At 55.9% G+C, this 24,608-nt stretch carries 13 protein-coding genes and 1 tRNA gene; 13 read left to right on the plus strand and 1 reads right to left on the minus strand.

Translation table 11 applies throughout. From position 1 onward, the window contains the following. Positions 1 to 105: 105 nt before the first annotated feature. The 6 genes from IPJ68_00470 (at position 106) to IPJ68_00495 (ending at position 8,275) form a co-directional block, all read left to right on the plus strand. Positions 106 to 2,346 carry a fibronectin type III domain-containing protein gene (locus IPJ68_00470; protein QQR78749.1) on the plus strand — a complete coding sequence of 747 codons (2,241 nt, stop codon included), beginning with the start codon at positions 106 to 108 and terminating at the stop codon, positions 2,344 to 2,346. Between the two features lie 198 nt (positions 2,347 to 2,544). Continuing rightward, positions 2,545 to 5,403 carry a leucine--tRNA ligase gene (locus IPJ68_00475; protein ID QQR78750.1) on the plus strand — a complete coding sequence of 953 codons (2,859 nt, stop codon included), beginning with the start codon at positions 2,545 to 2,547 and terminating at the stop codon, positions 5,401 to 5,403. 49 nt (positions 5,404 to 5,452) lie between these two features. After that, positions 5,453 to 6,124 (plus strand): 3'-5' exonuclease, encoded by a 672-nt coding sequence (locus IPJ68_00480; GenBank protein ID QQR78751.1) that lies wholly within the window; start codon positions 5,453 to 5,455, stop codon positions 6,122 to 6,124. Between the two features lie 9 nt (positions 6,125 to 6,133). Then, positions 6,134 to 6,898 (plus strand): undecaprenyl-diphosphate phosphatase, encoded by a 765-nt coding sequence (locus tag IPJ68_00485; GenBank protein ID QQR78752.1) that lies wholly within the window; start codon positions 6,134 to 6,136, stop codon positions 6,896 to 6,898. A 5-nt stretch (positions 6,899 to 6,903) separates the two neighbouring features. Further along, positions 6,904 to 7,755 carry a bifunctional 5,10-methylenetetrahydrofolate dehydrogenase/5,10-methenyltetrahydrofolate cyclohydrolase gene (locus IPJ68_00490; protein QQR78753.1) on the plus strand — a complete coding sequence of 284 codons (852 nt, stop codon included), beginning with the start codon at positions 6,904 to 6,906 and terminating at the stop codon, positions 7,753 to 7,755. Positions 7,756 to 7,759: 4 nt separating this feature from the next. Further along, positions 7,760 to 8,275: a hypothetical protein gene (locus IPJ68_00495; GenBank protein QQR78754.1), complete on the plus strand. Its 516-nt coding sequence runs from the start codon at positions 7,760 to 7,762 to the stop codon at positions 8,273 to 8,275. A gap of 223 nt (positions 8,276 to 8,498) precedes the next feature. Here the strand turns inward: IPJ68_00495 and IPJ68_00500 are convergent. After that, positions 8,499 to 8,581 (minus strand) — tRNA-Leu (locus IPJ68_00500). 172 nt (positions 8,582 to 8,753) lie between these two features. Between IPJ68_00500 and IPJ68_00505 the strand changes: the two genes are divergently transcribed. The 7 genes from IPJ68_00505 to IPJ68_00535 all read left to right on the plus strand — a co-directional run bounded on the left by IPJ68_00505 (position 8,754) and on the right by IPJ68_00535 (position 24,591). Beyond that, a complete protein-coding gene (locus IPJ68_00505; GenBank protein ID QQR78755.1) occupies positions 8,754 to 9,545 on the plus strand; it encodes a ParA family protein in 792 nt (263 codons plus the stop codon). Between the two features lie 52 nt (positions 9,546 to 9,597). Further along, positions 9,598 to 10,518: a ParB/RepB/Spo0J family partition protein gene (locus tag IPJ68_00510; GenBank protein ID QQR78756.1), complete on the plus strand. Its 921-nt coding sequence runs from the start codon at positions 9,598 to 9,600 to the stop codon at positions 10,516 to 10,518. A 1,032-nt stretch (positions 10,519 to 11,550) separates the two neighbouring features. Continuing rightward, positions 11,551 to 14,079 carry a LamG domain-containing protein gene (locus IPJ68_00515; protein ID QQR78757.1) on the plus strand — a complete coding sequence of 843 codons (2,529 nt, stop codon included), beginning with the start codon at positions 11,551 to 11,553 and terminating at the stop codon, positions 14,077 to 14,079. A 170-nt stretch (positions 14,080 to 14,249) separates the two neighbouring features. After that, the gene (locus IPJ68_00520; protein QQR78758.1) at positions 14,250 to 14,510 is read left to right on the plus strand and encodes a hypothetical protein; all 261 of its coding nucleotides are present in this window, start codon (positions 14,250 to 14,252) and stop codon (positions 14,508 to 14,510) included. Positions 14,511 to 14,714: 204 nt separating this feature from the next. After that, complete coding sequence (locus IPJ68_00525) at positions 14,715 to 15,551, plus strand: hypothetical protein (GenBank protein QQR78759.1); 837 nt, start codon at positions 14,715 to 14,717, stop codon at positions 15,549 to 15,551. Between the two features lie 182 nt (positions 15,552 to 15,733). Continuing rightward, positions 15,734 to 18,136 carry a hypothetical protein gene (locus IPJ68_00530; GenBank protein ID QQR78760.1) on the plus strand — a complete coding sequence of 801 codons (2,403 nt, stop codon included), beginning with the start codon at positions 15,734 to 15,736 and terminating at the stop codon, positions 18,134 to 18,136. Beyond that, positions 18,085 to 24,591: a hypothetical protein gene (locus tag IPJ68_00535; protein QQR78761.1), complete on the plus strand. Its 6,507-nt coding sequence runs from the start codon at positions 18,085 to 18,087 to the stop codon at positions 24,589 to 24,591. Before IPJ68_00530 ends, IPJ68_00535 begins: the two co-directional genes overlap by 52 nt. The last annotated feature ends 17 nt before the right edge of the window (positions 24,592 to 24,608 follow it).

Here is a 24,608-nt window from a genome sequence, read left to right on the forward strand (position 1 = left end):
TGTACCCTAAAACTGAAAAAGCCCGACTCCTTGAGCCGGGCTTTTTGTCCGCTTTCTTTTTCGGGTGATATACTGCAATCAAATATACTCAAACCAAATTCTACCATGCCCCGCTCTCTTCTCATCTTCCTCGCTCTCTTCATTCTCGCTACCACGACCCTCTCCCTCGTCCCCACCACGTCTCTCCACGCAGGCCTCATTCCCTGCGGCCTCTCCACCCCGGATCCCGATATCCTCGCTAGTACGGATCCTACTCAAGGCACATCCCGTTGCACCCTCTGCCACCTGTTAGTTGGCTTAAGTCGCATCGTCGTCTTCCTCCGAAACATCATGGCCGCAGTCGCGGTCGCCGTCTTGGTCGCGATGGCCATCATCTACCTCACCTCAGGGGGGAATGAAGGTCGCATGACCTTTGCCAAAGGAGGCATGTTCGCGGCTTTGATTGGACTCGGTGTCGTCCTCTTAGCCTGGGTCACGGTCAACTTCATCTTGACGCTTCCCATCATCAATACTACAACCGGTCTCATCCGTACCGGTTGGGATACGGTGAGCTGTAGTACCACATCCCTCTCGACGGGAGCGGTGGCTACAACCACCCCCACCCCTAGTACGGGCGGAGGTGGAGCAGGTGGCACGGGTGGAGGCCTGGGAGGTGGAGGTGATCTCGTCACCTTGCCCAGAGATACATCCGGCGCGGTCATTGTTGCTCCCATCGCTTCGCCAGCGAGCCTTGGTGTGACGGCTCCGTCTGCTTCGAGTGCAATCCTCTCATGGGGAGCAGTGCCTGGAGCGACCGGGTATGAGGTGGAACGCTGTACGGGACTGACCTGTACCGTCTTTACCTCCCTGGGTACGTCCAATACCACGAGTTTTACCGACACCACCCTCACTCCCGGTACCAGCTATTCCTACCATGTCCGTGCGATCACCTCAGCTGGAGTCTCAACCTGGTCGAATGTGGTGGGAGTGACGACACCTGCCAATCCTGGGAGTACGCCCGGGACCGGGGCGATGTGTCCCGATCCGGGGTCTCTCCAATTCCTGTATGGCAAGAGCTGGGTGAGTGATTTCACCCAAGCCGGCAACAACCTGCCCGTCCGTTGGGAAGTGAGTGTCGATGCCAACAACCAGCTCACCTATCGAGTCACCTGTCGGATGAGTCTCCTCGGCTGGGGAGCTGATCTGTCCCCTCAGATCACCGTCCCCATTGGGAGTGTCACAGGCAGCTCCTTCCAGGTCTTGAGTCCGGGGACCCAACGCCTGACGAATGCTCAGGGCAACTACTGTGAAGTGACCCTCAATGCTTCGATCCTTTCCTACACCCCAAGGACGAGTGCCACGATGACCTTCCAGGGGCAGAACTTTGTCACGGGGGCGTGTTCGGGAGGGAGTGGGAGTGATGGGGGTGGAGGGAGTGGGGGGACGGATGGAGGAGGGGTGGTGTTGCCTGGGACGGGTGGCGAAGGGGCTTCTCGCTGGCTTGATCCTGCCGGTGGTGTCACTGTAAATGGTGAGCACTTCAATACGACAGCAGATATCACACGGGGATTGAATGCATATTATACCGGAGTCAATCAACTTGTCAGGAACCGATGTGATGCAAGGCATTTGGGCAATCTGGGTGGGCATACGATTTGGATATACGATGATACTGGTACCGAATGTACCGCATACCGGGAGACGATGTCTGATTACCAGGAAGCTTCCTATGCACTTCAGCGTGCCGAGAATCCTGATATGGTTACAATCAATGAGCAGCCCAGGTCCTGTAGCTTTGCGCAATACGCACCCGGCCCAGATATAAAAAGCACCGCATGGAATTGTAGCGCCGATGGGTTCACCTGCGGTTCCCTCGATCCTGGACAGTGGCGCCGGACAGAAGGGATTTTGATCCAGCTCTCGCCTGGTATCGCGTATACTATTCCCTACACCTATAATCCTGCCACTGATGGTGGTTTGGGATTTAATCTGTCCGTTCATCACTGGTTTGGTGATGCCCCCTACAATAATGTTGATCTCTGGCTGTCGGCATCGCCGGGACAGGCTGCTGATACGGATTGTACATCCGCACTTGCTGGCGGAAGTGGAGGAACTCCCTCGATCACCGTGAAGACAGGTTATTGCGAGCCGCCGCGTACCGGATACATCAATATCAAGGCGACATCGTGCCAGTATTTCAACACGAACGAACCCTACCAATTTAGGAGAGGGGGTGGAGACACTTGTTTGGTTAGGATTTTCGGCCCGGATGAGCTTGGCAGTTCCCCGATGCAAATCACCCTGAGTAACGGAACAACCGGCGGTCGATCCTACACCTGCCCAGCAGATGTGAATAGCCCCAGGTAATGTCAGTGGTTCTATTCTGTTGCTGTTGTCTGACTGAGCTGTTTACCAGGAGGACTGCAAACTTGTATTGTTTTTCTTGCAAATTGAATGGGATGGTGCAGGAGGAGAATCTGAGGATTTGATTTTGGGAGACCAGTTTATCCTTGAAAAGAGCCCCATTTCCCGCTAGAATGGGCGAGTAATCGTCCGTCTTTGCCTATGAAATACGACCCGAAAAAGATTGAAAAGAAGTGGCAGGGATATTGGGCTGCCCAGGGGACATTTCGCCAGTATCGGCGTCCCAAGAAGCAGTATGTTCTGGATATGTTTCCGTACCCATCCGGGGCCGGGCTGCATGTTGGGCATCCCAAAGGCTACATCGCAACGGACGTTTACTCGCGTTTCAAGCAGCTCCAAGGCTATGGCGTGCTGCACCCGATGGGGTGGGATGCATTCGGTTTGCCGGCCGAGCAGTATGCGATCAAGAACCAGGTCCATCCGGCTGTGGCGGTCAAGAAAAATATCGCAACCTTCAAGAAGCAACTGGAAAGAATTGGCTTCACCTACGATTGGGAACGCGAGATCAACACGACCGATCCGGAATATTATAAGTGGACACAGTGGATATTCCTCCAGATGTTCAAGAAAGGATTGGCGTATCAATCTTTCGATCCCATCAATTGGTGTCCGTCGTGTCAGACAGGGCTGGCCAATGAAGACTTGGAAGAAGGGCGCTGCGAGCGCTGCAACAGTCTGGTGGAAAAGCGGCCGATGCGCCAGTGGGTGCTCCGGATTACGGCGTACGCTGACAAAATGCTGCGAGATTTGAAGAAGCTCGACTGGCCGGATGGTGTGAAAGAGGCACAAAAAAATTGGATTGGTCGTTCGGAAGGGGTGGAGGTTACTTTTTATGTTGCGGATTCCGAAGAAGAAGTCTGCGTATTTACGACGCGTATCGACACGATCTATGGCTGTACCTATGTGGTGGTGGCGCCAGAACATGAATTACTGAAGAAGCTCGAAGAACGAGTTACGAATTACGATGAGGTAAAAAAATACTTAGAGCAGACGAAGAAGAAAACTGATCTGGAGCGGACGGAACTCAATAAGGAGAAGACTGGCGTGAAGCTCGATGGCATCGAGGCGGTCAATCCGTTCACAGGCGAGAAGGTGCCGGTGTATACAGCGGACTATGTGCTTGGATCGTATGGGACGGGGGCGGTGATGGCAGTGCCAGGGCACGATGAACGTGATTTTGAGTTTGCGAAAAAGCATGATTTGCCGTCAAAATCTGTCATAGCCCCGTATATCAAACTGACGGGAGACTTTGCGCCGAGAAAAAATAAGACAACGACGACGCGCGAATGCGTAACGGGAATAGTCTTGAGTGAGAACGGAGATAAAGTTCTTATGCTGAGACGGAAGAAAGACAGCATGCATGTGTTTCCTGGCGGAGGAGTAGAAGCGGGGGAATCGTCAGAGGCAGCCATGATGCGAGAAATCCGAGAGGAAACTGGTTACACGGATTTTGAGATTATTCGAGTGATTACACCGCGTCTGTATGGACTTGGGTATAAGGCACACAAGGATGTGAACTGTTTCGATCCGGACACGGTATTCGAGATTCGTCTGAAATCAGAAAAGGGAGAAGAGATGGCCGAAGAGGAACATCAGACACATGAGGTACTCTGGGTAGAAAAGGAAAAGGTAGGCGATTTGCCGCGATTTGCTGATCATCATGAATACATGTGGAAAATGTTCCATGGAGGTAAAGAATCATTCTGCAATGACGGTATCGTTTTTGATTCGGGTGAATTTACCGGGTTGGAGTCTACTGAAGCGCGGAAAAAGATGACAGCGTGGCTCGTGAAGGAGAAGCTTGGGAAGAAAAAGGTGAATTACAAGATGCGGGATTGGGTGTTCAGCCGGCAGCGCTATTGGGGCGAGCCGATCCCACTCATTCATTGTGAACGCTGTGGTGTCGTGCCGGTGCCGGAAAAAGAACTTCCGGTGAGGCTTCCGAATGTAAAGAGTTATGAGCCGACAGGAACCGGAGAGTCTCCGCTCGCCGGTATCGCATCATGGGTGAATGTGAAGTGTCCGAAATGTACGGGGCCAGCCAAGCGCGAGACCAACACGATGCCGCAGTGGGCGGGATCGTCGTGGTACTATCTCCGATTTCTCGATCCGCACAATCAGAGAGCCTTGGTGAGTAAGCAGAAGGAAAAACAGTGGATGCCCGTCGATGTTTATGTCGGTGGCGATCACGCGACGCGGCATCTCATCTATGCACGTTTCTGGCACAAATTTCTCTATGATCAGGGCGTGGTGAGTACGCCGGAACCGTTCAAACGCCTGGAATTTCTGGGACTGATCCTCGCCTCCGATGGACGAAAGATGTCGAAGCGGTGGGGAAATGTCATCAATCCGGACGATGTCGTGGCTTTGTTCGGAGCGGACGCCTTCCGTCTGTACGAGATGTTCATGGGGCCCTTTACCCAGTCGATCGCCTGGAATACGGATGGGGTCGTCGGCACGCGGCGATTTCTCGAAAAGATCTGGAAGCTTCAAGGAAAACTTACAACCAACAACCAACAACCAACAACCAGAGATAGAATAATCGAGAGTCTATTGCACAAAACCACGAAAAAAGTGACCGAGGACATCGAAGCGTTCAAGTTCAATACGGCGATCAGTAGCCTGATGATATTGGTCAACGAAATGGAGAAAACTCCTGCGTTACCGGTCACCAGCTATCGATCGCTCCTGATTCTCCTCGCTCCGTTCGCGCCGCATATCGCCGAAGAACTCTGGAGCGGGCTCGGTGAAAAGAAGTCTGTCTTCCTCGCGGCGTGGCCAAAGTATGATCCGAGGCAAATCCGCGAGGAGACGAAGATCATCGGTGTGCAGGTGAATGGGAAAGTCCGCGGCACGATCGAGCTGGCCGTCGATGCGACCGAAGCTGAGGCGAGAGCACTCGCACTCGCTGATCCAAAGGTGCAGGCTTTCACCGAAGGAAAATCAATCCGGAAATGTATCTATGTCCCGGGCCGCATCCTCAATTTTGTCATCGTCTGAGAGTAGCGTAGTCCTGACACGGCCTCGGCTTTGCGATATACTTGACCCTATGCACTCCATTATCCCAGAACTGTTACCACTCGATCGGCCGCTGATTGTCTTCGATCTCGAGACGACCGGGTTGTCTGCGGGCGAGGACAAGATCATCGAGCTCGCGTATGAGAAGATCATGCCGAATGGCAGCGTCACGGCGCATGTCCACCGAATCAACCCTGGCCGGCCGATCCCGCCGGAAGCGAGCGCGATAAATGGCATCTCAGACGCAGATGTGGCGGATGCACCGAGCTTTGCCAAGCTTTCGTATGCACTGTGGAGCGCCTTCGAGGGGGCGGATGTCGGCGGTTTCAATATCACTGGCTTTGACCTCCCTTTCCTGAAGACGGAATTCGCTTCAGTCGGGAAAAGCTTCGATTATCTCTCGAAAAAAATTCTCGATGCCAAGATTCTTTACCACAAGATGGAACGGCGTGACATGTTCGCGCCGCGCAACCTGAGTGCAGCCTACAAGCTTTACTGCGGCAAAGAGCATACGACCGCGCATACCGGAGCGGGTGATGTGCGGGTGACGGTCGAGGTGCTCGAAGAGGAATTGCGTCGGTATCCGGAATTCCGCGATTGGAAGTATCTCGCCGAGCTCCATGGGAATAAAGATCTCCTTGAATCGGCCAAGACTGAACACGCGAGCCTCGAGGACACGCTGCGCGCCAATACGCTCTTTTGATCAAATCATATGGATAGTCTCGATGCGATCATTCTCGGCGTCGTCGAAGGTCTGACGGAATTTTTGCCGATTTCCTCGACCGGTCATCTCGTGCTCGTCTCGCATCTCCTCGGATTGTCGGAAACGGATTTCTTGAAGTCATTTGAGGTGGTCATTCAACTTGGGGCCATCCTCGCGGTGGTCACACTCTATTGGCGGAAACTTCTCTTTGATCGGGCAGTGATGCAGCGTATTGTGGTCGCGCTCCTCCCGGCGCTTGGCGTGGGGTATCTCTTCTACGCGACGATCCGCTCACTGCTCGTGTCACAGCTGACCGTGGTCATAGCGCTGTTTGTCGGCGGCGTAATCCTCATACTGTTTGAACGGTATCGCCAGGAACCGACGAATCCGGCCGCGGTGGAAACGTTGACATACAAGCAAGCCCTCCTGATAGGACTCGCTCAGGCGCTCTCGGTCGTGCCGGGCGTGTCGCGCGCCGGAGCGACGATTGTCGGTGGGCTCGCGACCGGACTTTCTCGGTCAGCGGCAGTGGAGTTCTCGTTTCTCCTTGGCGTACCGACGATGGTCGCAGCCACGACCTTGGATGTTGTGAAACATCATGCTGATTTCTCGCTCGCAGATATTCAATCACTCGCCATCGGTCTCATTGTTTCCTTCCTCGTGGCTCTCGTCGCGATCAAATTCCTGCTTCGCTATGTCGAGACCCATTCCTTTGTTGCTTTCGGTGTGTATCGTATCCTCGTCGCGGTCCTCTTTACCCTCATCATCCTCTAGGGCTTATGCAACCGATTCTCGGAAAACCAATTGCCGAGCAGTTACTGCAGACGGCCGCCGAACGTATCCGTTCACAGAGCGTGACGCCAGGCCTCGCAGCTATCCTCGTGGGAGGAAACCCGGCTTCACAGATTTATGTCGGACTGAAGGCTAAGGCGGCTCAATCGGTCGGGGTGTATTTCGAGAAACAGGTACTCCCGGTGACCGCAACGACCACTGAAGTCCAGGCAGTGGTACGCTCGCTCAATGGACGACCAGACATCCATGGCATCATCGTCCAATTGCCACTCCCTGAGTCGATTGATGCGGACAGAGTGATCGCGACTATCCAACCGACGAAAGACGTAGATGGGTTTCATCCAGAGACAGTGGCGCGGTTCCTGACTGGCACATCATCGGTGCCACCGGTTTTCCCACGGGCTATCCTCGCCCTGCTCCAGAATACGGGCGTGCCGCTTGAGGGGAAACGAGCATGTGTTTTCGCGAACTCGCCTTTGTTTGCTCGTGTCATGGCGATAGCTCTCGGCCGTCTAGGTGTCCAGGCCGATGACAATCTCAGTCACACCCCGACCGAGATGGCAGCGAAGCTCGGCCTGGCCGATATCATCATCACTGCCACGGGCAACCCACATTCCATCACCGGGAGTATGGTCCGTCCAGGAGCGATCATCATCGATGGTGGGATCACACGAACCGGCGAGCAAGTGATGGGGGATACGGATCCTGAGAGTTTCGTCCGGCTTGAGGGGTATCTCACCCCTGTCCCGGGTGGCGTGGGTCCAGTGACAGTCGCGCTCCTCATCGCGCGCGTGACCGAACTCGCATTGGGCGATAGTCACGAGGAGAGTATACTGTAGCTGTATGACAGTCAGGAAAACAAATCTTAAAGGATCAACGCTCGGTTTTTCTCTCATGCTGCTTTCGCTGCTCCTGTTTTCGGGGATCACGCTCCTCAGCGTTTCGGTTTTGGAGCGGAAAGCGAGTTTCGCGACGCAGAAGTCCGTCATCGCGTTTCAGGCGGCGGATAGCGGCGCGGAACGTGTCTTGAAACGCATCTATATCGATAATTCGCCGCTGATCGCTTCTGTGCCAATCAATGGTCCGATGCCGGATAGCACACTAAACACCCTGGCTGGCAACCTGTCTTCTGTATCTAGTGCGAGCTGTTCGAGCGGTGTGATCAGTGCAACCAATACCAACAGTCCCGCATCGTCAAGTCCGAATTACACCTTTCAGGTCACGTTCTTTGATAGCACTGGTACGGCCATCACTTGTTCGGCGACCGACTGGCGCGACAAAGTGGTCCGAATCCGATCGGAAGGATTCTTTCAACGGACTTCGCGGGCGATCGAAGTCGGAATCCGCGCCCGAAAATAAACGAGCACTTTGCTTCGGATAGATAAACAGGTTTCAATTGTATTTGTGCCGCGGGAGACCCTCCGCCGCTCTTCGAGCCTTGGACGGGCAGGGACTCTCCAACTTGAAACCGTCTGCTTGGAGTGAAAGTTTTTTGTGGGCGAGGAGGGACTTGAACCCTCACAGTATTGCTACTATTGGATTTTGCCCTCCCAAGGCGGGTAAAAGTCCAACATTTCTTCGGTGCCGCGGGAGAGACTCGAACTCTCATGATATTGCTATCGCGGGATTTTGAGTCCCGTGTGTCTACCATTCCACCACCGCGGCATGTGTCTGGAGCATTGCCAGAAAAGGCTCTCTTTAGGGAAGAGTAGGCAATTGATAGAGTGTTGTCAATGGAATATAATGGAACCAACAACCCACGACTCACAACCTACAATCGGAAAGGGTGAGGATTATTTTTTTGTTGGTTATCGGATATAAGTTGTAGGTTAATTTCATGGCCAAAGTCATCGCGTTTGTGAACCAGAAAGGCGGGGTGGGGAAGACCACGACCACCATCAATGTCGCTCGCTATCTCGCGGAGGCGGGGAAGCGCGTCCTGTTGGTCGACCTCGATCCACAGGGCAATGCCTCGTCGGGCCTGGGGGTGCATATCCGGAATCTGGAAAAGAATCTGTACCATTCGATGATTATGGGGCTGCCCACCACTGAGATCATCCTCGATATCGGTATCCCGAATCTCTACCTCATCCCGGCGGCGCAGGACTTGGCAGGGGCTGAGATCGAGATGGTCCATATCGCTGAACGCGAGTTTCGTCTCTACCAGGTCATTCGTCAGATCCGTTCGGAGTTTGACTATATCCTCATCGACTCTCCGCCGTCCCTCGGTCTCCTCACGGTGAACGGGCTCGTCGCGAGTGATGGCGTCATCGTGCCGGTGCAGACCGAGTACTACGCGCTCGAAGGTTTGTCCCAACTTCTCGGCACGATCGAGCTCGTCCGGGAACACCTGCAGCCGAATCTGAAGATCTTCGGTGCGCTCCTCACCCTCTTCGACCGTCGGAATCGGCTGGCGCGACAGGTCGTCGAAGAAGTCAGGCGTCATTTTCCTGGTCCCGTTTTCGACTCGGTCATCCCGCGCTCCGTTCGTCTCGCCGAGGCGCCGAGTTTCGGCAAGTCCATCCTCGACTTCGATGCGTTTTCCAAAGGTGCCCGAGCCTACAAATCCGTCGCGCGTGAGATCATCGCCCGCGAAGAAGCCGAACACGACAGCGCTAAAGTGGTATAGTAGAGAGGATCACGTGTTTGATTATTGAGATTTTCATTTTACATTGACCGATATGGCCCAGCAGTATGGACTCGGACGGGGATTGGCATCGCTCATCCCGCCGAAGCGAAATCCAGTATCTGACCCCGCTCAGCCAGTGGCGATTGGTGACATCCCGGTTTCGGCACTTCCACCGACCACTGTCTCACATCCCGATGTCCCGCTGACGCGAGAGGTCGCCATCGGTGATATCATCCCGAACCCGCATCAGCCCAGGCTGCATTTCGACGAAGCCAAACTCACCGAACTCGCTGACTCTATCAGGGAACACGGTGTCCTGCAGCCACTGGTCGTATCGGCCCTCGGTGATGGGAAGTACGAGCTCATCGCGGGGGAACGACGGCTGCAGGCGGCCAAGCGAGTCGGCCTCGCCACGGTCCCGGTCGTCATCCGCGAGACGTCGGGTGATCAGGAAAAGCTTGAGCTCGCCATCATCGAGAATATCCAGCGGCATGACCTGAACCCGATCGAAGAGGCGAAGGCCTACTTGCGGCTCACGGATGAATTTGGCCTGCATCAGGATGCCGTCGCGAAGAAAATGGGCAAGAGCCGACCGAATATCTCCAACACACTCCGGCTCTTGACTCTCCCGGTTGAAATTCAACGGGCCATTATCGAAGGCAAGATCAGTGAAGGTCATGCCAAGGCGCTCCTCTCCATCGACAATCCGGAAAAACAGCGCGCCCTCTTTGATCTCATCATCAAGGAAGAACTGACCGTCCGTGAGACTGAGGAAAAAGCCCGTGAAGTGTCGGTCCGTTCGCATCTGCGTACGGCGCGTGAGCCAGCCCCTGAGCTCGCTGCCAAAGAGGAGTGGCTGACCGAGCAGCTCGGGACGAAGGTGAAGATCCAGCCCAAGGGCAAGGGTGGCAAGATTACGATCGAATTCTACTCGAACGAAGAACTGAATGGCATCCTCGGAAGACTCGCGTAGTTATTAGTAATTAGTTTTTAGTTGTTAGCCGCGACCGTATCTGCTAGAAACTAGCAACTAATAACTAGCGAGTTGTAGCTGCCATGTCCTCTTACTCTCTTACCAAATCTCGAGCGTTCCAGTATGTTGGGATATTGTTGGCGCTGGCCACCCTCGCGGCGGGTTATTGGTATTTCTCCGTTCGCGCGAGTACGCTCAATAAGTCGCCCACCAGCTCCCTCACGAGTGGTCTGGTCGGTTACTGGACCTTCGATGGAGCGGACATCAGTGGCACTACGGCGACGGACCGGAGCGGCAATGCAAACAATGGCACCCTCACCAATGGCCCGACGAAGACCGAAGGCAAACTTGGCCAGGCTTTGTCCTTTGATGGAGTGGATTCAACGGGTGGCTACATCGGATTACCCGGAGTGGTGATGACGAACACAAACACCATTTCGATGTGGGTCAGAAAAACAAGCAGTTATTATAAAGCATTATTCACTCAGAATGTCAGTGTAGGAATAAACTGGTTAGGAGCAAGCGGAATCTGTGGTTGGGATGGCGATCGAATTAGTTTTACATATTCGGGTTCTGAACATTGCAGCACTGGGACGGTTGTAGCGAACGAATGGACACACATCGTGATTACGAATAACGCAGGGACGGCAACGTTCTACATCAACGGCGCCCAAAGTGGAACGACAACAAGCGCCCCAGGCTTAACAGCGAATTTTATTGCGTCGGATGATGGACTGTACAATAGATTTGACGGCTCCCTCGACGAAGTCCGCATCTACAACCGCGCGCTGTCGGCCGGCGAAGTGAAGTCGCTCTATGACCTGGGTGCATCCGACAAAGTAAACACGAGTGTCTCCCAGCTCCAAGGCACTGGCCGATTGGACTCTGGCCTCGCTGGCTACTGGAAGCTGGACGAAAACACGGGCACGAGCGCCGGCGATGCCAGTACCAATGGCAATAGTGGCACTCTGACCAACGGCCCCACCTGGACGACGGGACAGATCAAAACAGGGGTGGACTTTGACGGCACCGATGACTACATCACGGTCGCTGATCCGGCGAGCGGGGGTGCTCGATGCGGTGGGGGACCAATACTACACGCTGTCGGGCTGGTTCAACCGCGACACCGCCACGACGACCGACACCATCCTCGCCAAGAGCAATGGGACAGCGGACGCCATGGGCTATCTGGTCTATCTCGATGCCACGACGGACAAGCTCGTCTTCGCTACCCGCAGTGCGTTAGGAGACAATACCCTTGAAACGACGAGTGCGTATACCGCGCCGGGTTGGCACCATTTCGCTATCATCTTCAATATCCCGCGGACGGGGGGCAACTTTGGTCAGATATATATCGATGGCGGTATTCAAAATGACAATTCTATCGGTGGTGGGTATGCTGGCTCGATCGAGAGTACACGCGCTTTCGTCATCGGGGCGGAGAGCGATGGCGGCAATCCCTTCGACGGCAAGCTTGACGAAATCCGCCTGTACAATCGCGCCTTGTCCGCCGATGAAGTCGCCCAGCTGTACCGTCTCACCATGCCCACCGGTGTCGACACGAGTCTGAAGGGCTACTGGAGTTTCAATGGGAGTGATACCACCGGTACGACGGCCTATGATCGCAGCGGCGCGGGGAACAACGGGACGCTCACCAATGGCCCAACCATCGCGGAAGGCAAGCTCGGCCAGGCGCTGAACTTTGATGGAGTGGATGATAGTGTTGGAATCACCGGACTCTCGTTTCCCGACTGGCAGTCAGCGAGCGGATATACCATATCATTGTGGGTGAAGGATTTCCCTGATGATCTCCAGGATATAGTCTTGTTTGAGATGTGGAATTCTGGAGATAATGATGAACGGATCCGTCTCGGAAGCAATAACTATCCTCCATACCAGCGGTTGCAAGTGATGGCCGGCCGGCAATATTCCCAGTCGGAGGCGTATATCCCGGAGTACGTATATCCATCTCTTGACGACACCCGGATATGGCATCAATTAGTTGTGACGGCGAATAGTTCAAAGCTGGCGTTATTCCACAACGGAGTGGAAGTGGCAAGCGATACCGCGTTCACGACTTTCGGATCGTTTTCATTTGATTCCATCCGTATCGGTGGCGGCGCGAGTGACTACAACGGCAACCCGAGCAACAGCTACGCCGGGGCCTTGGTCGACGAAGTCCGTATTTACAACCGGACGCTCACGACGTCGGAAATTACCGCACTCTATAATCTGGGTGCATCCGACAAAGTAAACACGAGTGTCTCCCAGCTCCAAGGCACTGGCCGATTGGACTCTGGCCTCGCTGGCTACTGGAAGCTGGACGAAAACACGGGCACAAGCGCGGCTGATACCAGTACCAATGCGAGTACCGGGACCCTCACTAATGGCCCCACCTGGACCACGGGCCGCATCGGGAGCGCGGTGAACTTTGATGGGGTGAATGATGAAATAGGAGTAAGTGATGCGCCGGCTTTAGATTTCGGGGTCGGCGAAGCATTTTCGTATGCTGGGTGGTTCAATCTTAGTGCTGTGGACGGCAATGAACCACTTGTTATGAAGAGTACGAACGATGCCTCACAGGGGTATGGTCTTTTTATTCATACTACCGACCTATTCAATATAATGCTGAATGATGCAACGGATGATTGTAGTGATTATGTTGACCTAAATACCACCCTCACCGGTGCCTGGCATCACTACGTGTGGTCCGTCGACACGAGCCACATCTCGCGCCTCTATGTTGATGGTACGCTACGCCTCACGACCGACTGTTCTGTCTCCGGTGATCTCTCTAATGCGGATGCCCTGTCTTTGGGGTGGATGTATGCCGGTACTTCCCAGTATTTTAGTGGCAAACAGGACGACGTTCGCCTCTACAACCGAGCGCTGTCCGCCGATGAAGTCGCTCAGCTGTACCGACTGACATCACCGACTGGCGTCGACACGAGTCTGAAGGGCTACTGGTCCTTCAATGGGCCGGATGTCTCGGGCACGACCGCCTCTGACAGGAGCGGCGCGGGCAACAATGGCACCCTCACCAACGGCCCAACCATCACCGAAGGCAAACTCGGCCAGGCTTTGTCCTTTGACGGGACAAATGACACTGTTAGTATCTCTCCGACCGGCTTACCCACCGGATCACGTACTATCTCTGTGTGGGCAAAGGCGCCTCTGCTTGATGGTTCCTATCGTGGTGTTATCGGATATGGAAATCAGAATAATGGGGAGGCATTTGCAATCCAGATTAATTCCTCAAACGAATGGGTAATCACTGGGTGGGGCGCTCCCAATGCTGTTAGTGGAGGTGCAGTGGTGCTGAATCAGTGGACTCATATCGTTGGTACGTATAGTGGCGGAAACGCGAGTATCTATGTAAATGGTGTCCTTGTTGGTGGTCCGGCGGCCATTACTAGTGCTCCGAATCTTAACTATTCTGCCATTGGGTCTCGTCTGGATGGAGGAGGAGATTATTTCCCCGGTCAGATAGACGAAGTCCGCATCTACAATCGCGTGTTGTCGGATACCGAAGTGAAAGCGCTCTACAATAGTGGCCGCTAGAAACAGTGATAGACGGAGCAAATGCTGACACCACCCCCTCCGCTGCTTCGACGGGTGTGGGGGTACACTGAGTGCGGCAGCGTCATTTGGAGGTCGAACCTCCAAATGGGTTTGAGGCTTGAAAGAGGGGTTTTGCCAGAAATTTTTGTTGGTGGTATGATAGTTTTGCTATGAAAAAGAAGCTGAAGAAAGTCACGACGATCGAAGACTTGGCGACCCTGATGCAGGGAGAGTTTTTGGTGATTCATGAGAAGATGGATTCAGGCTTCCAGCGTGTCGATGAGCGATTGGATGAGATGCAACAAGAGATGAGGGAGTTGAAAAGGGATGTTGAGGATCTTAAACTCCGGATGGTCGAAGTGGCGTATCGTTTCGAAGTGCGTGAGTTGGAGAAAAGAATTCACAAACTCGAACTCCGTCTTGCAAAATAGTTTCCAGTAGTCGAATATTTGAGCTAAGAGCGATCAGAAAGGTCGCTTTTTTTCAGTCTTGTTTACGTTGTCTCGGTACGGTCCGAGTATGTGCGAAGATGCTCGGAAATATATGGGGAAAACAGTGTCGGGACGCGTGAAAGCGTGGTACAATAATACCGATATAGAGCCATGTCTTGACCACGAACCGTCACTCCTTTGCGTATGGCACAGCCGCCATCACCCCTCAATCCTTTTCTCGGCAGTCAGTCTCCCCCGATACCGGAAAAGCCAGTCGTCTCGGCCACGGTGAAAGCTCCCGCCGCGTCTTCGGCGGTGCCGAGAATCGTCCCTGCCTCAAGACCATCCGAACCGAGTCCAGCTGTGAGTGATGTCGCTACGCCGGCGAGTAAGTGGCGGCATCGGGTAGTGCGACGCAGTCTGATCACTCTCGTCCTCGTCGTGATCATCGCGGGGATCATGTACTGGTGGTTCCGCGATACCGGGAGTGCACCGATAGTCGATGAGCCAAAGTCGGTCACAGAAGTGAAGGAAGCGACACCGCCCGCACTCATACCAGAGCAAGGGACGCTCGCCCTGCCGGATGACAATGCGAATTTCGAAAGTGAGAATTTCAAGGCGGGGGAGATCGTGATCGGAGGCGAGCTGCAGTTCCTTGTCGATGAGGATGAAGTCGGAGCACTCACGGTAGAGGATATCCGCGGCGAAGCCTTCACTGAGAAAAATAAGCAGGATGTGAAGCTGGTCGTGACTTGGACGACCAACAAGCTCGCTCAGGCATCAGTCCGCTACTCCAAGGGTATTGGTCAGACCGAGCGGGGAATTGACGAGGAAGACTACAGCTACAACCACAGCGTCATCATCTCGGGTCTCGATCCAGCTTCGACATATCTCTACACAATCGACGCGAGTGACCGCTATGGCAACCGGGTGAAAAGCGAGCCGCATGCAGTCTTCACCGGCGCGCGGACCGTATCGCTCTTTGACCTCATCGCGGGGGCGATCGGCGAGGTATTCGGTTGGGCAGTGACGTCTCGTTAGAGATGCGTATGATACGTTTGCCTGTGAAAAATATCTCAATCCAGAGTCAGAAAAAATTACCTGAAAAATCGGATGGAACTTCGCCCTCGCTCTAACCGGATGAACAACAAATACCCTCTTGCCAAGATAGTGAAAATGACTGTATTCCGTGGTATAATTCTCCTATGGCATGAATGTCCGCCATGCACTGGTATGTAAAAAATAAAAACCTAAAAACGCATATATTTCTCCTAGCGATCGCATTGGCGACGGGGAGTCTCATTGGTTGGGGATACACTTCCCAATCGGTTTTGGCGCAATCAATAAACCAGATTTCAGTCGCTGTTTCGCTCTTTGACGCCGAAAGCAAGATAATCACCAACGGCGAGTACGATGTGCGGTTCGCTCTGTACCGGACCGACCGGACGACAGCGGATGCCTATCCCTCGAATGCGGATAATCGGCTTTGGGAGGAAACCCAGAAAGTGATCGTGAAAAATGGTGTGTTGCGGGCCTTCCTCGGATCAGCGACAGCGCTGCCGGCGAGCCTGAGTTTTGAAAGCGGGGATTATTATCTCGGTATCCGGGTCGGCACTGATTCGGAAATGGTGCCGCGCAAGAAACTCGGCGCGGTCCCATCTGCTCTCAATTCCCAATTCCTGCGCGGCAAGACATTCGGCACGAGCGAAGGCAATCTGCTCGTGCTCGACAAGAACGGCAAGGTGAATCTTAAACAGCTGCCCGTGGGGACTGGCAATAACCAGCTCGTGCGTGGTGACGATGCACGCTTCGGCGATATCCACCAGCAGAACACGGACACAGGGACAGACTCCGAAGTCTTTACGATCGGGAGCGGTACTGGACCAACGGGTGCAAACTTCGATCTCGCGGTTTCGAGTTCGAGCACACCGCCCGCAATCCGTTACAATGGGTCGACGCAGAGCTGGCAGGTCTCCAACGATGGTTCAGCTTTCTCCGACATTTCGACCACGGCCTCCGGCAGTTTCCTCCCGCTGTCGGGTGGGACGATGACGGGGGACATCACCTTCGCTGGGACACAGGCGTTCACCAATCTCATCGATCTCGGCGCGGATACTGTCGGGAATTATGTCGCGACGATCGCAGGCGGCAATGGTGTCTCGGGTTCGGCCTCGGGCGAAGGTGTGGCAGCCACGCTCGATATCGACCTCCTCGACAGCACGGATGGGGCGGGTGCGACGTCATCGAACAGCGGCTTGGAATTTAGCGGCGCGGGCTCGGACGAACTTTCGCTCCTGCAGGGTTGCGCCAATGGTCAGGGCATCTCTTGGAATGATGCGACCAATGTGTGGGAATGTGCGAGCTTTTCCTCGGGTCTCTCGGGGACAGGGACAGCAGGGAATGTTGCGTACTGGAGCGGGGCGAGTTCACTCGGGAGTGAAGCGCAGCTCAACGTCTCGCGCGGTGGAACTGGAGTAAGTGGATCAGCCGCCAGCAATGGATCATTGCTCATCGGCAACGGTACTGGCTATACACTCAATACCCTCGCGGTGGGCAACGGTGTCACGGTCACGAACGGCGCCGGCACGATCACGCTTGGTCTCGATGTGACGACGACGGGTACGACGATCAATGCTTCATCGAATTCCGGCCTTGAACTCACTGCTGACGGCCTACGGTTGCTCGGTGGCTGCAGCAACGACCAAGTGTTGTCATGGAACTCGACGCTTGAGACATGGGGTTGCTCCAACAAGACCGGCGGCACGAGCGATTGGACGAGTGCTGGCTCATTCACATACCTGACGGATACGGCGGATGACCTCGTTGTCGGCGGCTCGACCACGGACACGGGATTTTTCTTTGATGTGTCAGCTTCAACGCTCGCGTTTGAGGGGACAGCGGCTGATGGTTTCGAAACGACATTGGCGGTCACGAATCCGACCGCTGATCGGACCGTGACGCTGCCGAATGTCACAGGCACGGTCATCACGACTGGCAACCTGACCGATATCACGGCGGTCGGGACGATTGCTTCGGGCGTGTGGAATGGCACGACGCTCGCGGTGGCAAATGGTGGGACGGGGGCAACGAGCCTGAACAATCTCATCGCCCTCACCACCGACACCACCGGTAACTACGTCCAGTCCATCACCAACGGTAACGGTCTCACTGGGGGTGCCGCCGGCAGCGAAGGAGCGACCCTCACCCTCGGCCTCGACCTCCTCGACAGTGCGGATGGCACTGGTTCCACCGCTTCTAACTCTGGTCTCGAATTCCAAGGTGCTTCATCCAATGAACTCGCCTTGCTTCAGGGGTGTGCAGACAATGAGATTCTCTCCTGGAACAATGCGACCAATGTCTGGCAGTGTGCCACGGTCTCTGGTGTCGGCGGTATCACGGGAAGCGGAACAAATGGCCAAGTCACCTACTGGACTGGGACGAGTACGCTCGCCGGTGAGAATCAACTCTCTGTCACACGAGGTGGGACCGGTATCGGTAGCTACACCATCGGTGATCTCCTCTATGCGACGGGTGCCACCACACTCGCTGCTCTCCCCCGATGTCGCGACAGGCAATGTCCTCCTCTCAGGTGGTATCGGTGTCGCTCCATCTTGGGGCAAAGGTGAATCTCACGACTGCGGTCACGGGGACGCTCCCGGTAGCCAACGGTGGAACAGGGGCGAGCAGTCTCACCGATCTCATCGCTCTCACCACTCATACGACCGGGAACTATGTCGCCACGATTACCAGTGGCAATGGTCTCACGGGTGGCAATGGTGGTTCGGAAGGGGCAGCATTGACGCTGGGACTTGATCTCCTCGATGCCGATGACTCGACCGGTGCTATCGCGAGCAACTCCGGTCTTGAATTTCAAGGTGCCGGGAATAATGAACTCACGCTCCTGCAGGGCTGTGCCGATCTCGAAATCTTGGCATGGGACAACACGACCAATGAATGGGAATGTGCCACTGTCTCTGGTGTCGGTGGACTTTCTGGTTCCGGAATCAATGGCCAGGTCACGTATTGGACCGGTACTTCGACATTATCCTCCGAAGCCCAACTGCATGTCTCCCGAGGGGGTACCGGCGTGAATGGTTCGGCCGCCGTCAACGGCTCACTCCTCATCGGTAATGGCACCGGCTATACCCTGACAACATTGACGGATGGTACCGGTGTCTCTATCACGGAAGGGTCAGGCACCATCACTATCGCGTCCACACTCGGTACGGATATCAATCTCGCCTCAGCTGAAGTCACGGGGACGCTCCCGGTCGCCAATGGCGGCACCGGGGCAGCCACCCTCGCGAGTAATGGCGTCCTCTACGGCAATGGTACGGGCATCGTCCAGGTCACCACTGCGGGCACCACCGGTCAATTCCTCGTCGCCAATGGTTCGGGTGTCCCCACCTTCGTCTCCATGGGTACGGATGCGACACTCGCGGCTTCGGGGGCAATCACGATCGCCGCCAATGCGGTCGCCCTCACCACCGACACCACCGGTAACTACGTCCAGTCCATCACCAATGGTAACGGCCTCACCGGGGGTGCCGCTGGCAGTGAAGGGGCGACTCTCACTCTCGGCCTCGACCTCCTCGACTCCGCCGATGGCACTGGTTCAACCGCTTCTAACTCTGGTCTCGAGTTCCAAGGCGCTTCATCCAATGAACTCACCTTGCTCCAGGGGTGTGCGAACAATGATGTCTTGGCTTGGGTGGATGCTTCGAATTCGTGGGCCTGCACCTCCGTTGGTGGCGTCGGTGCAGGTGATATCACTGCCATCGGTGACGCGGTGTCGGGGGATGCGTTTACGGCGAGTGGCACGGCTGGGACGTCGCTCTACTTCTATGATGCGAGCGGTCGCGGGCAACTGACCATTGCGGATCTGTCTGCTCCGCACACGTATACGCTGCCTGACACAACTGGCACACTTATCACCAATGGTGATACGGGGACGGTGACTGGGACGATGATCACTGACAATACCATCGAAGAAGTCGACCTCGAAGCGACGAATGCGGCGACGAATGGCTACATTCTCTCCTATGATTCCGGCACGGGTGGTTTCACCTGGATTTCGAATACCGGAGGGACGGGATCATCGAAGTGGACAGATTCGGGAGCGATTACCTATCTGACGGATACAACAGATAGTCTCGCCATCGGTGGATCGACATCGAACGCTTCCAAGTTTTACTTCGATGTCGCGACGGGTAATCAGATTATCTTCGAGGGGACGGGTGCGGATGATGCGAATGAGACATCTCTCATCATCGCCAACCCGAGCACTGACCGGACGATAACACTCGCTGATCTCTCAGGAACGGTAATCTTGTCGGGACATTCGTTTACGGGCGATGTGACAGCGACCCTTGATTCCGATAATTCGACGGCGCTCACTATCGCTGCTGACGCCGTTGCTCTCGGCACCGACACCACCGGCGACTATGTTTCCTCTGCCACCGCCTCGGGTGGTCTCACCCTGACTGGGACCGAAGGAGCAAGCTTGGGCATTCTCCTTCAACCCTCAGCTGATGCCCTCTCCGCTACCACGAGCTCAGGCTCCGGTCTCCAACTCCTCGCGACGGGACTCACCTTGCTTCAGGGCTGTGCCAACAATGAAGTGCTCTCGTGGAATGAAACCTCGGATACATGGGGGTGTTCATCCGTCTCTGGTGTTGGTGGTGTGACGGGGAGTGGCGCCAACAATCAGGTGGCGTATTGGACAGGAACATCGTCTCTTGCTGGTGAGAATCAACTGAATGTCTCCCGCGGGGGGACGGGCGTCAATGGCAGCGCTGCCGCCAATGGTTCGCTCCTCATCGGTAATGGTACCGGCTATACGCTTGCCACGCTGACCGATGGCACCGGTATCAATATCACTGAGGCTGCGGGATCGATTACGGTTGCGGTAACTTCTGCTGTTCCGACTTCTATCGTCAATGATACGAACGTGACTGGATCCATCTCCAGCAATGTCCTCACGCTCGGGTGGACAGGGCAATTGTCAGTCGCTCGGGGTGGCACAGGCGCTTCTACTTTGACGAGTAACGGCGTTCTCTACGGCAATGGATCGAGCGCGGTCGCTGCGACGGCGGCTGGTACTAGTGCTCAGTTGCTCGTCGCCAATGGTTCGGGTGTCCCCACCTTCGTCTCCATGTCAGGCGATGTCACTATCACGAACGCTGGTGTTTCCGCAATCGGTGCAAATACCGTCGCCCTCACCACCGACACCACCGGTAACTACGTCCAGTCCATCACCAACGGTAACGGTCTCACTGGGGGTGCCGCCGGCAGCGAAGGAGCGACCCTCACCCTCGGCCTCGACCTCCTCGACAGTGCGGATGGCACTGGTTCCACCGCTTCTAACTCTGGTCTCGAATTCCAAGGTGCTTCATCCAATGAACTCGCCTTGCTTCAGGGGTGTGCAGACAATGAGATTCTCTCCTGGAACAATGCGACCAATGTCTGGCAGTGTGCCACGGTCTCTGGTGTCGGCGGTATCACGGGAAGCGGAACAAATGGCCAAGTCACCTACTGGACTGGGACGAGTACGCTCGCCGGTGAGAATCAACTCTCTGTCACACGAGGTGGGACCGGACTCGGTAGCTACACTATCGGTGATCTCCTCTATGCGACGGGTGCCACCACACTCGCTGCTCTCCCCGATGTCGCGACAGGCAATGTCCTCCTCTCAGGTGGTATCGGTGTCGCTCCATCTTGGGGCAAGGTGAATCTCACGACTGCGGTCACGGGGACGCTCCCGGTAGCCAACGGTGGAACAGGGGCGAGCAGTCTCACCGATCTCATCGCTCTCACCACTCATACGACCGGGAACTATGTCGCCACGATTACCAGTGGCAATGGTCTCAATGGTTCCGCGAGTAGCGAAGGCGCCACTCCCACCCTCGCCCTCGGAGCTTTGACCGCCGACTGGAATCAGACCGGAGCATTTGATTTCTCCCTCAACAATGCTTCATCAGAACTGAAGATCCTTGAATCAGCCGGGGCGGCGTTTTACGGCGTGCTAGATGTGGGGGACTTGTCGGGAAGTGACAAGACATATACTTTCCCCAATGCAAGTGGGACAGTCGCATTGCTCGATGGTGGGCAGACATTCACGAATGCGACGTGGAATGGAACAACGATTGGAGTCGCCAATGGCGGCACCGGCGCCACTACCCTCACCCCGAATGGCGTCCTCTACGGCAATGGTACGGGCATCGTCCAGGTCACCACCGCGGGCACCACCGGTCAATTCCTCGTCGCCAATGGCAGTGGAGTCCCCACCTTTGTTTCCATGAGTAGTGATGCTACGCTCGCTGCTTCCGGTGCCGTGACGATCGCCGCCAATGCGGTCGCCCTTGGTACCGACACCACCGGCGACTATGTTTCCTCCGCCACCGCTTCGGGTGGTCTCACCCTGACCGGGACCGAAGGCGGCTCGCTGGGCATTCTCCTCCAACCCTCCGCTGATGCCCTCTCCGCTACCACGAGCTCAGGCTCTGGCCTCCAACTCCTCGCGACGGGTCTCACCTTGCTTCAGGGCTGTGCCAACAATGAGGTCTTAGCCTGGAATGAAACGACGGATGTCTGGAGTTGTGCCAGTATTGCCGGTACGGGTGGAGTCACCGGCACCGGAGCCACAGGTCAAGTCACCTACTGGACGGGCACGAGTACGGTCGCAGGGGAGAATCAACTCTCAGTGAGTAGAGGAGGGACGGGAATCGGGAGTTATGCTGTTGGTGACGTGATCTATGCCAGCGGGACAAGTACTTTGTCGAAGCTCACAGCTGGTTCAGATGGCCAGGTCCTCATCCTCGCTGGTGGCGTCCCGACATGGAATACCATCGGGGGCGGAGGCGGGGGTGGCGTGACCGCCGACTCTCTCGACTTCACCGAGTTCCAAGACACCCTCGATCTCGATGCTGCTCTCACCTTGAATCAAACCACCAATACTTGGAGCCAGTCCTTCACCGGGACCACGACTACAGGCTTTGCGTATACGGCGACGTCTCTCACTACGGGAAGTGCTCTCAACCTCACCACGACCAATACCGCCACGACCAATACCGCTCTCTCGGCAGCTCAGTTCAATCTGACCAATGCTCAAGCCACCAATGCCAACACCAATGGTGTTACTGGTCTGGCGGTGAACTTCACCAACAATCCGTCTGCCGCGGGCAATAGTGAGTACGCCGTCCGGATCCAGAATCAATCAACAAGTAATACCACGGACAATGCGCTCGCCGCTCTCCTCCTCCTCGACAACGCCGATACCACCGCGACTGGTACAACTATTGTCACCGATGCCATCGCCATCACCAATAGTGGAGGATCAAACTTCACTAACTTCCTCAATACCCCAACGCTCGACATCAGTGCCGCTGGCGCGATCACTGGAGCCACCGGCATCACTTCCTCCGGCAACATCACCTTCTCTGGTCTCACGCCAAACTCTTTCCTCTACTCGGGCACCGGGGGTCTCCTCACCACGACCACGGCTCCCACCAATGGCCAACTTCTCATCGGTTCCACTGGTGTGGCACCCGTAGCTGCAGCTCTGACCCAAGGGACGGGCATCACGGTCACCAATGGCGCGGGGAGTATCACGGTGGCGAGTACCCTCGGCACCAGTGTTGACCTCACCACCGAAGTCACGGGGACGCTCCCGGTCGCCAATGGCGGCACCGGCGCCACTACCCTCACCCCGAATGGCGTCCTCTACGGCAATGGTACGGGCATCGTCCAGGTCACCACCGCGGGCACCACCGGTCAATTCCTCGTCGCCAATGGCAGTGGAGTCCCCACCTTTGTTTCCATGAGTAGTGATGCTACGCTCGCTGCTTCCGGTGCCGTGACGATCGCCGCCAATGCGGTCGCCCTTGGTACCGACACCACCGGCGACTATGTTTCCTCCGCCACCGCTTCGGGTGGTCTCACCCTGACCGGGACCGAAGGCGGCTCGCTGGGCATTCTCCTCCAACCCTCCGCTGATGCCCTCTCCGCTACCACGAGCTCAGGCTCTGGCCTCCAACTCCTCGCGACGGGTCTCACCTTGCTTCAGGGCTGTGCGAACAATGAGGTCTTAGCCTGGAATGAAACGACGGATGTCTGGAGTTGTGCCAGTATTGCCGGTACGGGTGGAGTCACCGGCACCGGAGCCACAGGTCAAGTCACCTACTGGACGGGCACGAGTACGGTCGCGGGTGAGAATCAATTGAATGTCTCTCGGGGCGGCACCGGGGTGGATGGCTCAGCCGTCACCAATGGGCAGCTCCTCATCGGGCACGATGCGAACAACAACTTCTCCCTCGCGGCTCTGACCCAAGGGACGGGTATCACCGTCACCAATGGCGCGGGGAGTATCACGGTGGCGTCCACCCTCGGCACCAGTGTTGACCTCACCACCGAAGTCACCGGGACGCTCCCGGTCGGAAACGGCGGCACCGGGGCAGCCACCCTCGCGAGTAATGGCGTCCTCTACGGCAATGGTACGGGCATCGTCCAGGTCACCACCGCGGGCACCACCGGTCAATTCCTCGTCGCCAATGGCAGTGGAGTCCCCACTTTTGTTTCCATGAGTAGTGATGCCACGCTCGCTGCTTCCGGTGCCGTGACGATCGCCGCCAATGCGGTCGCCCTTGGTACCGACACCACCGGCGACTATGTTTCCTCCGCCACCGCTTCGGGTGGTCTCACCCTGACCGGGACCGAAGGCGGCTCGCTGGGCATTCTCCTCCAACCCTCCGCTGATGCCCTCTCCGCTACCACGAGCTCAGGCTCTGGCCTCCAACTCCTCGCGACGGGTCTCACCTTGCTTCAGGGCTGTGCGAACAATGAGGTCTTAGCCTGGAATGAAACGACGGATGTCTGGAGTTGTGCCAGTATTGCCGGTACGGGTGGAGTCACCGGCACCGGAGCCACAGGTCAAGTCACCTACTGGACGGGCACGAGTACGGTCGCGGGTGAGAATCAATTGAATGTCTCTCGGGGCGGCACCGGGGTGGATGGCTCAGCCGTCACCAATGGGCAGCTCCTCATCGGGCACGATGCGAACAACAACTTCTCCTCGCGGCTCTGACCCAAGGGACGGGTATC

The sequence above is a fragment of the Candidatus Moraniibacteriota bacterium genome (assembly GCA_016699425.1).
Lineage (GTDB): Bacteria > Patescibacteriota > Minisyncoccia > Moranbacterales > UBA1568 > SSEF01.